General features: G+C 63.4%; 13 protein-coding genes. 7 read left to right on the top strand and 6 right to left on the bottom strand.

Annotation, left to right across the window (positions count from 1 at the left end; all coding sequences use genetic code 11):
• The first annotated feature begins 176 nt into the window (after nt 1-176).
• Together ettA and AAE027_RS28165 are read left to right on the top strand one after the other, a co-directional pair.
• Nucleotides 177-1,826 (top strand): energy-dependent translational throttle protein EttA, encoded by a 1,650-nt coding sequence (gene ettA, locus AAE027_RS28170; RefSeq protein ID WP_091879432.1) that lies wholly within the window; start codon nt 177-179, stop codon nt 1,824-1,826.
• Nucleotides 1,827-1,833: 7 nt separating this feature from the next.
• On the top strand, nt 1,834-3,060 hold the full coding sequence (locus tag AAE027_RS28165; protein WP_370989252.1) for a lytic murein transglycosylase: 1,227 nt from the start codon (nt 1,834-1,836) through the stop codon (nt 3,058-3,060).
• Nucleotides 3,061-3,149: 89 nt separating this feature from the next.
• Here the strand turns inward: AAE027_RS28165 and AAE027_RS28160 are convergent, their stop codons facing one another.
• Nucleotides 3,150-3,431, bottom strand: coding sequence for a hypothetical protein (locus AAE027_RS28160; RefSeq protein ID WP_091879425.1), 282 nt, complete (start codon nt 3,429-3,431; stop codon nt 3,150-3,152).
• Nucleotides 3,432-3,643: 212 nt separating this feature from the next.
• Nucleotides 3,644-3,967, bottom strand: coding sequence for a hypothetical protein (locus AAE027_RS28155; RefSeq protein WP_091879422.1), 324 nt, complete (start codon nt 3,965-3,967; stop codon nt 3,644-3,646).
• 131 nt (nt 3,968-4,098) lie between these two features.
• Here AAE027_RS28155 and AAE027_RS28150 point away from each other — a divergent pair, with 131 nt between their 5' ends.
• From AAE027_RS28150 to bfr, 3 genes are all read left to right on the top strand, one after another.
• Nucleotides 4,099-4,407 (top strand): hypothetical protein, encoded by a 309-nt coding sequence (locus AAE027_RS28150; protein WP_370989370.1) that lies wholly within the window; start codon nt 4,099-4,101, stop codon nt 4,405-4,407.
• 161 nt (nt 4,408-4,568) lie between these two features.
• Nucleotides 4,569-4,841 carry a (2Fe-2S)-binding protein gene (locus AAE027_RS28145; RefSeq protein WP_370989253.1) on the top strand — a complete coding sequence of 91 codons (273 nt, stop codon included), beginning with the start codon at nt 4,569-4,571 and terminating at the stop codon, nt 4,839-4,841.
• 133 nt (nt 4,842-4,974) lie between these two features.
• Nucleotides 4,975-5,463 (top strand): bacterioferritin, encoded by a 489-nt coding sequence (gene bfr / locus AAE027_RS28140; protein WP_091879416.1) that lies wholly within the window; start codon nt 4,975-4,977, stop codon nt 5,461-5,463.
• Nucleotides 5,464-5,590: 127 nt separating this feature from the next.
• On the opposite strand, the gene AAE027_RS28135 is transcribed toward bfr, so the two are convergent.
• The 3 genes from AAE027_RS28135 to AAE027_RS28125 form a co-directional block, all read right to left on the bottom strand.
• Nucleotides 5,591-6,193 carry an MSMEG_1061 family FMN-dependent PPOX-type flavoprotein gene (locus AAE027_RS28135; protein ID WP_370989254.1) on the bottom strand — a complete coding sequence of 201 codons (603 nt, stop codon included), beginning with the start codon at nt 6,191-6,193 and terminating at the stop codon, nt 5,591-5,593.
• Nucleotides 6,194-6,265: 72 nt separating this feature from the next.
• Nucleotides 6,266-6,610 (bottom strand): hypothetical protein, encoded by a 345-nt coding sequence (locus tag AAE027_RS28130; RefSeq protein WP_370989255.1) that lies wholly within the window; start codon nt 6,608-6,610, stop codon nt 6,266-6,268.
• A gap of 166 nt (nt 6,611-6,776) precedes the next feature.
• Nucleotides 6,777-7,838, bottom strand: coding sequence for an alpha/beta fold hydrolase (locus tag AAE027_RS28125; RefSeq protein WP_370989257.1), 1,062 nt, complete (start codon nt 7,836-7,838; stop codon nt 6,777-6,779).
• A gap of 122 nt (nt 7,839-7,960) precedes the next feature.
• Here AAE027_RS28125 and AAE027_RS28120 point away from each other — a divergent pair, with 122 nt between their 5' ends.
• Nucleotides 7,961-8,227 carry a DUF2277 domain-containing protein gene (locus AAE027_RS28120; RefSeq protein WP_370989258.1) on the top strand — a complete coding sequence of 89 codons (267 nt, stop codon included), beginning with the start codon at nt 7,961-7,963 and terminating at the stop codon, nt 8,225-8,227.
• 97 nt (nt 8,228-8,324) lie between these two features.
• A complete protein-coding gene (locus tag AAE027_RS28115; RefSeq protein WP_091880329.1) occupies nt 8,325-8,537 on the top strand; it encodes a hypothetical protein in 213 nt (70 codons plus the stop codon).
• A gap of 9 nt (nt 8,538-8,546) precedes the next feature.
• Here the strand turns inward: AAE027_RS28115 and AAE027_RS28110 are convergent, their stop codons facing one another.
• Entirely contained in the window at nt 8,547-9,068 is a 522-nt protein-coding gene (locus tag AAE027_RS28110; protein WP_370989259.1) for a collagen-like domain-containing protein, read from the bottom strand.
• Between the last annotated feature and the right edge of the window lie 80 nt (nt 9,069-9,148).

Raw genomic sequence — 9,148 nt, 5'->3', positions numbered from 1 at the left:
AACCGAGCTTTGGCCTGATTTATTAAAAGATGGTTTCAATTGTCCGGATCTGAGTCCGGATGGTGTCCGAACCGTATTCATCCGTGGTGAACGGACGGAAAACATTGCCCTTTGGGGGCGGGATCGCTACATCGGCGGCAAGCAAATTTCCTCAAATCGAAGGTTTCACGGGACCGATGGCGCGCCAGTTCATCTATTTCATGCAGGGCCTGACCAAGAGCTACCCGACCCGGAAGGTGCTCGATAACATCCATTTGAGCTTCTATCCGGACGCCAAGATCGGCGTGCTCGGCGTCAACGGCTCGGGCAAGTCGACCCTGCTCAAGATCATGGCCGGCCTCGACAAGGAATACACCGGAGAGGCCTGGGTCGCCGAAGGCGCCCGCGTCGGTTATCTCGAGCAGGAGCCGCATCTCGATCCCAAGCTTTCTGTGCGCGAGAACGTCATGCAGGGCGTCGCCAAGCAGAAGGCGATCCTCGACCGCTACAACGAGCTCGCCGTCAACTACTCGGACGAGACTGCCGACGAGATGACCAAGCTGCAGGACGAGATCGAGGCCCAGGGCCTCTGGGATCTCGACAGCAAGGTCGACCAGGCCATGGACGCACTGCGCTGCCCGCCCGACGATGCCGACGTGACGAAACTCTCGGGCGGTGAGCGCCGCCGCGTCGCACTGTGCCGCTTGCTGCTCGACCAGCCCGAGCTTTTGCTGCTGGACGAGCCGACCAACCATCTCGATGCCGAGTCGGTGTCGTGGCTGGAAGGCCATTTGCGCAACTATCCTGGTGCGATCCTGATCGTCACCCACGACCGCTACTTCCTCGACAATGTCACGGGCTGGATCCTCGAGCTCGATCGCGGCCGCGGCATTCCCTACGAGGGCAACTATTCGTCCTGGCTGGTGCAGAAGCAGAAGCGCCTGGAGCAGGAAGGCCGCGAAGAAGCCGCGCACCAGAAAACGCTGGCCCGCGAGCAGGAATGGGTGGCGTCCTCGCCAAAGGCACGCCAGGCCAAGTCGAAGGCGCGCTACCAGCGCTATGAGGAGCTGCTCAAGCAGGCGAGCGAGAAGCAGACCCAGACCGCGCAGATCATCATCCCGGTCGCCGAGCGCCTCGGCGCCAACGTGGTCGATTTCGAAGGCCTCAGCAAAGGCTATGGCGATCGCCTCTTGATCGACGATCTCACCTTCAAGCTGCCGCCCGGCGGCATCGTCGGCGTGATCGGTGCCAACGGCGCCGGCAAGACCACGCTGTTCAAGATGATCACCGAGCAGGAAACGCCGGACAAGGGCACGATCACGGTCGGCGAGACCGTGCATCTCGGCTATGTCGACCAATCGCGCGATGCGCTCGACGGCAAGAAGACCGTGTGGGAGGAGATCTCCGGCGGCAACGAGCTGATCCTGCTCGGCAAGAAGGAAGTCAATTCGCGCGGCTATTGCTCCTCGTTCAACTTCAAAGGCGCGGACCAGCAGAAGAAGGTTGGCGCACTCTCTGGCGGTGAGCGCAACCGCGTCCATCTCGCCAAGATGCTCAAATCCGGCGCCAACGTGCTGCTGCTCGACGAGCCGACCAACGACCTCGACGTCGACACGCTGCGCGCGCTCGAAGAGGCGCTGGAGGATTTCGCCGGCTGTGCCGTCATCATCAGCCACGATCGCTGGTTCCTCGACCGCATCGCGACCCACATCCTGGCGTTCGAAGGCGACAGCCATGTCGAATGGTTCGAGGGCAACTTCCAGGATTACGAGAAGGACAAGATGCGCCGGCTCGGCCAGGACAGCATCATTCCGCACCGGGTGAAGTACAAGAAGCTGACGCGGTGATCTCGGCATGATGTGGCGGGCGCTCATCGCTGCGGTGATTGCGATCACCTGTGCCCTGTCGTCCGCCCGCGCCGCCGACGCCGCCTTCACGCAATTCATCGTCTCGCTCTGGCCGGAGGCGCAGGCCGAAGGCGTGTCGCGCGCGACGTTCGAGGAGCAGATACGCGGGCTCGAGCCTGACTACAAGCTGCCCGATCTGATCCTGCCGGGGCGGCCCGCGACCGGCGCACCGTCGCAGGCCGAGTTCGTGCAGGTGCCCGCCGACTACGTCAAAGAAGCCTCGATCGCGCGGCTTGCAGGTGAGGGGCAGCGACTGCTGCAAAAATATCGCACCGCGCTGACCGAGATCGAGAAGAGCTCAGGTGTACCTGCGACCGTCATGCTCGCGATCTGGGGCCGCGAGACAGACTATGGCCGCTACACGCTGCCTTACGATCTCGTCCGAGTGCTGGCGACGCAGGCCTATGTCGGACGCCGCAAGGATCAGTATCGCAACGAGTTCATCCTCGCGCTCAAGATCCTCGGCGAGGGTGTGGTCACGCGCAAGGACATGCGCTCGTCCTGGGCCGGCGCGACTGGTCTCACGCAATTCCTGCCTTCCGAATATTACAAGCACGGCGTCGACTTCGACGGCGACGGTCGCATCGACATCTGGCATTCGGTGCCGGATGCGCTGGCGTCTGCTGCGCAGCAGCTCGTCAACAAGGGCTGGCAAAGCGGTGTGCGCTGGGCCTACGAGGTGCAGGCACCGGCCAAGGTCGATTGCACCACCGGCGTGCCCGAGGTGACGAAGCCAATCGGCCAATGGCTGCGCGAAGGTTTTGTGCCGGTGCGTGGGCAGAAGCTCAGCGCGGCCGAACAGGCGCAGCCGGCCTCGCTGCTGCAGCCGGAGGGCATCTACGGGCCGTCGTTCCTGAGCACGAAGAATTACTTCGTCATCAAGGAATACAATTTCTCCGATCTCTACGTGCTGTTCGTCGGCCACCTCAGCGACCGCATGATGAGCCCGCTGCCATTCGCAACGCCCTGGTCGGCTTCGAAGCAGTTGCGCACCAAAGACGTCGAGACCATGCAGCGCGGGCTCACGCGCGCCGGGCTCTACAAGGACAAGATCGACGGTAAGGCGGGCATGCAGACCCGCGCCGCGCTCGGCGCCTATCAGAAGTCGGCGGGCCTCAAGGTCGATTGCTGGCCGAGTGAAGAGGTGCTGCGCTCGATCCAGGCTGCGCGATAATTGTTCTCGACTTCGGCCAAAAGAAAAAGCCCGGCCGAGATGCTCGGCCGGGCTTCGATCGCGGCGCGAATGCGCGCGTAACGATCAGATCAGTAGCAGACGCGAACCGGCCGGCTGACCCAGCCGTACCCGTCCCAATACCGCTCACGACGCCAGTAGCAGGGCGCCGGCGGCGGGGGCTCAGCCACGTAAACGGGGCCGCCATAGGCGGGGCGGCTCGACGCGATGGCGCCGCCGACGATCGCGCCGCCGATCAGGCCGGCTGCGATGCCGGCGCCGACGCCGTCACCGGCTTTGGCGGGCGGAGTGGCGGTCACCAGCGAACCGGCGACCGTCGCAACCGTGAGGGCGGCAACTAAAGTCTTTTTCATGCTCAGGGCTCTCCTGGGAGATGGGCTCCCCTTGTTAGAGGTGCCCGGGTTTCAAAGGTTCACGCACACTCTGATGGAATTGGCCGTTGGGCTAGCAAGCGCGCAAATGGTCAATCCACGGTAAACGCACACGGAGCTGTGACGAGAAAAAGCGGTCTTTTTCAGGCCCAGAGATGAACGGCGCATCCGTAGTGAACCGGTTCAGGGGCGACTCAGCCGCAGACCCTGACGCGGCGGACGCGCCAGGCGTAGCCGTCCCAGAAGCGCTGCTTCTGCCAGACACAGCCGCCGCCGTAATAGTCGTCGGCGACATAGCCCGGGCCGGGGGCGTAGTAGCGGGGCGGATAGTAGCCGGGTTCGTAATAGCCAGGGCCCGGTCCGTAATAATACGGAGAAGCCAGCGCGCCACCGACAATGGCGCCGCCGATGATCCCGGCCGCCACGCCTGCAGCGACGCCGCGCTGCGCATGGGCCGGTGTTCCGGCCGTCAGGGCCAGAGTGACGATGGCAGCAATTGCCAGGAGCGACTTCTTCATTGTTGACCTTTCACACAATCACGCGGGAACTCTTTGGTAGCAGAGTTCCATACTTCGCTTGAATGATCAATGAACGGCACCCTTGCCGGGTACGACAGATTGGTATGGACCGCAGCTCCACCCGGGAGACGATGATGGGTAACGCGATGATCAATGCAATGATTGCTGCGGGGATCGTTTTCGCGATCGGCTACGGCTGGATCACACACCTCCAGAACCGCGGTCGGCGCTCCCGCGCCGCGGCCGGCAGCGATGGAGGGAGTAGCGGCGGTGACAGCTATTCGGGGACGAGCGATGGCTTCTCGCTGGGAAGCTGGTTTTCCAGTGACGATTCGGGGAGCTCGACTGATGGCGGCAGCTGTTCCAGCAGCGATAGCGGCAGCAGCGGCGGGGATTGCGGTGGCGGCGGTGATGGCGCGGGAGGCGGTGGTGGCGACTAGGTCCGCTGCAATCTTGATCCAAAGCAACACCCTATTTTAGAGCCGTTCTAGGATGTTTGCGGGCCAGTTTGGAATAGCTTCAAATACCAGTTTTTCCTTTTGCATCCGGCCGGCCCCTTAAATATCGATGATGGTGCATCACCGAAGGGCCTGCCGCTTCCATGATCGTTTGTTCCTGTAACGTGCTAAGCGATGACGACATCCGCGCCGCCGTCGCCGAGTCCGACGACGCCGTGCGCCATGCCAAGCAAGTTTATGGATGCCTCGGTTGTAGCGCCGAATGCGGCCGCTGTGCCCGGACCATCAAGACCATCATCGAAGAAGCGCTTGGCCCCTGTGCCCAATCCTGCTGTGCCGGCTGTCCGCACAGCCACGCCGTGGCCGCCAACGACGAGACGGCCGAACCGGCCCAGTTCGCGCTCGCGGCCTGCTGAAAACTTCCTCAACGCTGGCTGAGCTTTCCCCCGGCTGCGTCCCCCCAGCCGGTTGCCGTCGTCCGCAAATTCATTTAGAAGCATTCTAAATTCGGTTTGGGGCCGATTTTGATTGCAAGAGCTGGAGTGAACCATGCAGGCCGACCCAAAAGTCATCGACTATCTCAACAAGGCGCTGCGTCACGAGCTGACTGCGATCAACCAGTACTGGCTGCACTACCGTTTCCTCGATAACTGGGGCCTCCTGGACATGGCCAAGGTCTGGCGCAAGGAGTCCATTGAGGAGATGGAGCACGCCGACAAGCTCACCGCGCGCATCCTGTTCCTCGATGGCTTCCCGAACATGCAGGTGCTCGATCCCCTGCGCATCGGCCAGAACGTCAAAGAGATCATCGAATGCGACCTCGCCGCCGAGATGAGCGCGCGGGCGCTCTACCAGGAAGCGGCGACCTACTGCCACGGCGCCAAGGACTACGTCACGCGTGACTTGTTCGAGAAGCTGATGAGCGACGAGGAGCATCACATCGACTTCCTCGAAACCCAGCTCGACCTGATCGGCCGTATCGGCCTCGAGCTCTACACCCAGAAGCACGTCGGCGGTCTCGAAGGCGAGGGGCACTAAGCTCCGGCCCTCCCTCCATTCGTCATGGCCGGGCTTGACCCGGCCATCCACGTGCTACCGCACGACGAAGACGTGGATGCCCGGGACAAGCCCGGGCATGACGGTCGTTTGCGGAACCACGATCCAACTACAACTGCGTCTTGTAAAGTTCTTCCACGCTCTCCTGACTCTGCGGTTCACCCAAGCCCGTCTGGTCGTGAATGACCTCGATGATGCTCGGCATCACCGAGCGCTGCACCTTCTCGGACGACCATAGCTTCGAGCGCATCAGCGCCTTGCCGCAGTGGAAATAGACCTCGCTGACGGTGACGTTCAGTACCGCGCGAGGCGGCTTGCCGAATTCCACCATCGCGGCGAGCAGATCCGGATCGGCCGACAGCGTGCCGCGTCCGCCGACGCGCAGCGTCTCGTCGATCCCTGGCACGAAGAACAGCAGATGCACGAAGCCAGAGCCTTCGACGACGTTGCGAAAACTGTCGATCCGGTTGTTGCCGGAGCGGTCGGGCATCAACAGCTGGTTGGGACCGGCGACGTGGACGAAGCCGATGCCGCCGCCGCGCGGCGATGCGTCGACGCTGCCGTCCGCTCCCGATGTCGCGAGCACGCAGAACGGCGACATCTCGATGAATTTCTTCGCATGGGCATCGATCGCCGGACGCGCTTTCGCAATGACGCGCGGCGACGGTTTGGCATAGATGGTGGCGAGGTCTTCGGCGCTAAGATCGGTCAACGGCGTGCCTCCGCTTTCGGCTTGGCCTCAAGCTAACCGATCGGGCGCCCGCAGCCAACGAAATCCAGCGCGCTACACCGCATCGGCCGGCACGAAGCAGCTGATGATGATGGCGCCGCGGTGGTGGACGTACCACACCACGGCCTGACCGACCGGATTGCCGCGGTCGCGGATGATGGCGCGCTCGGGCACCTCCATCCATTGTCCTTCGATCGGCACCCAATAGGCGCCGCCGCGTACGTCGTATTCGGTGCGATGGCCATCGGAAATGTCGCAGCAGGGCACGCCGTTCGGCGCGATCACGCTCTTGAACCAGTCGCGGATGTCGGGCGGGACGTGGTCATATTGCCCGTTGTCGAACGCGAGCGCGGCGCTCGTCAGCGCGGCCAGCCAAACGCACAGTGCGAGCCTGTGCATGCGATCCTCCTCATCGCGTGTCGTACCGAAGGCGCGCGATTGTCCCGCGCATCGATTCGTTTCGTTGGCGCGATTAAGCCCGAGCCGTCAGCGCAATGCATGCTCAAATAATATGCGGCGGCGAGCGCTGCATATGATGCGTTGCGAGATGGCGCGCGTGGTGCTCCTACATGGTCCGCTGCGGCGCGGTCTTCAGCAATTGCCGAATCTGCTCGCTGTAGAATTTCGCATTGCCGGTGGTGCCGTGGCCGCGCGTCTCGGCGCTTGCGGGGATCAGGAAGAGGCGGCCGTTCTTGACCCGCTTCATTGCAGCGTAGGTGATGCCGGTCTCGGGCGGATTGCGCTCGTCATCGGCGGAATTGATCAGCAACAGCGACGCTTCGATCTGCTCCAGCTTCTCGCCGGCATTGTAGTCGTGCGAGGACTCCCACTGATAGACGAAGTCGTTGGCGTCCGCCGTGATCGGCGTCGCGAGCCGATCGTCGACGATCTTGTCGGCCTTCGCTGCCGTCGGCGCCTGCGATTGATAGGCCAGGGTGCCGCCGATGCTGGCGATGCCATAGGCCGTGATGGCGTATTTCATCATGCGCGGCTGGCTGGTGTAATTGCCGCCGTTGTAGTCGGGATCGTTGCGGATGGTGTCGAGCATGATCCGCCGCAGCATCCAGTTGCGCGAGGCCATCTCGGTCGGCTGCGAGGCCATCGGGATCAGCGCGTCCATCGCGCTCGGATATTTTTCGCCCCACAGCCAAGTGTGCATACCGCCCATCGAATTGCCGATGACGAGCCGCAGATGCTTGACGCCGAGGCCTTCGGTCACCAGGCGATATTGCGCTTCGACCATGTCGTCGTAGTCGTATTTCGGGAAGCTCGTCTTCATCCCGTCGGACGGTTTTGACGATTTTCCATGGCCAATGCTGTCGGGAATGATGATGTAATATTTGGAGGCGTCGAGTGGTTGCCCGGCGCCGAACAACTCGCCGGCAAAAGCAGGCGATAGCATGCTCGCGCCCGAGCCGCCTGTTCCGTGCAGCACCAGCACAGCCTGGCCGCTCGGCTCGCCGACGGTGGTGTAGTGCAGCCGCAGTTCCGGCATGGTCTCGCCGGTGTGGAACTTGAAATCCTTGGCGATCCAGTCGCCCTGCTTTGGCGCCGGATAGTCGGCTGCCCATATTGACGTCGAGATGGATAGCAGAACGGCCGACAAGGCCGCGCAAGAAGTTCTCATGTTCCTCTCCCCGTGCGGCTCGTATTCGGCGGCCGCGTTGCCGCGGAACTTAACAGAAGTGCGGGGGAGGATGTAGGATTTCGTCGCCGCCGATCGTCCTTGGACATATCCGGAGAGACTGCATGTGCCGTAACATCAAGACGCTGTTCAACTTCGAACCACCGGCTACGGGGGACGAGATCCACGCCAGCGCGCTCCAGTTCGTGCGAAAGCTGTCCGGCTTCAACAAGCCGTCGCAGGCCAATGAAGAGGTGTTCGAGCGCGCAGTGGCGGAGGTGTCGGAGGCCGCGCGGCGGCTGTTGAGCTCGCTGCACACCCATGCGCCGGCGCGCGACCGCGAGGTCGAGGCGGAAAAGGCCAAGGAGCGCTCGCGGCTGAGGTTTGGTTAGCGATCCCAGAGAGCCCATTCCGTGATTTGGCTCACGGAAGAGCGCTACTTACTGCGCGATGATGTCTGCCGGGGTTTTGACAACCCGGAGCACGATCATGAGCCGCCCCCTTCTTCCCTTGAAAGCAGGTGCCGTCACCCTCACGGTACTGTGGACCGCCTGGATGATGTGGTGGAGCGGCTCCTTCTCGAGCGTGAACACGATCATCCTCGCCCTGTGCGGCGCCGCGGTCGGCTATCTCTGGTATCGGGCCATGCGTTGGCAGTTCGAGCGCATGGGCATGCTCCCGCGACGCGAAAACGAGGAATAGGCTCGTCTGCTAGCCCTTGTTGCCGCGCTTCTTCTTTTTCTTCTTCTTCCCGCGAGTGTCGCCTTCGCCATCGTCGCTCCGGTCATCGGCGATCGGCTCGTCGGTCTCCTGCACGGCGGCCTCCAGCGCCTCGCGCTCGGCGGCTTCGCGCTCGCGCTGGCGGCGGCGTTCATCCCAGGCGTCGAACAGCTGCTCGAGCCACGGCAGCACCTGTTCGATCGAAGGTAATTGACCGGGCGGCCCGGCTTCGCCGCGCGGGCCTTGCGACCCTGCGGGCCCCTGCGGTCCGACGGGCCCCTGCGCGCCCGCCGGTCCGCGCGGACCGGCTTCGCCCTGCTTGCCTTGCGGACCGGGCTTGCCTGGCGGTCCGGCCTTTCCGATCGGCCCCGGCTTGCCTTGCGGACCCGGCTTGCCGCGCGCGCCGTCGGGGCCGCGCCGGCCCGGATGACCCTGCGGTCCCGGCCGTCCCGGCTCGCCCTGCCGCCCGCGCGGTCCCTGAAGTCCCTGCCGTCGTCCCTGATCGTCTGCCACGCCACTGCTCCCCTTTCACGGAAGCAAGCTACTTAGCGGCGTTTGACGACAGCAGCAATTCCGCCCGCGTATCGCACGGG

The sequence above is a fragment of the Bradyrhizobium sp. DN3 genome (assembly GCF_041357655.1).
In the GTDB taxonomy this organism is placed as follows: Bacteria; Pseudomonadota; Alphaproteobacteria; order Rhizobiales; family Xanthobacteraceae; genus Bradyrhizobium.
Note: the sequence above shows the minus strand (reverse complement) of the source record. Positions and strands in the feature narration are given on the sequence as shown.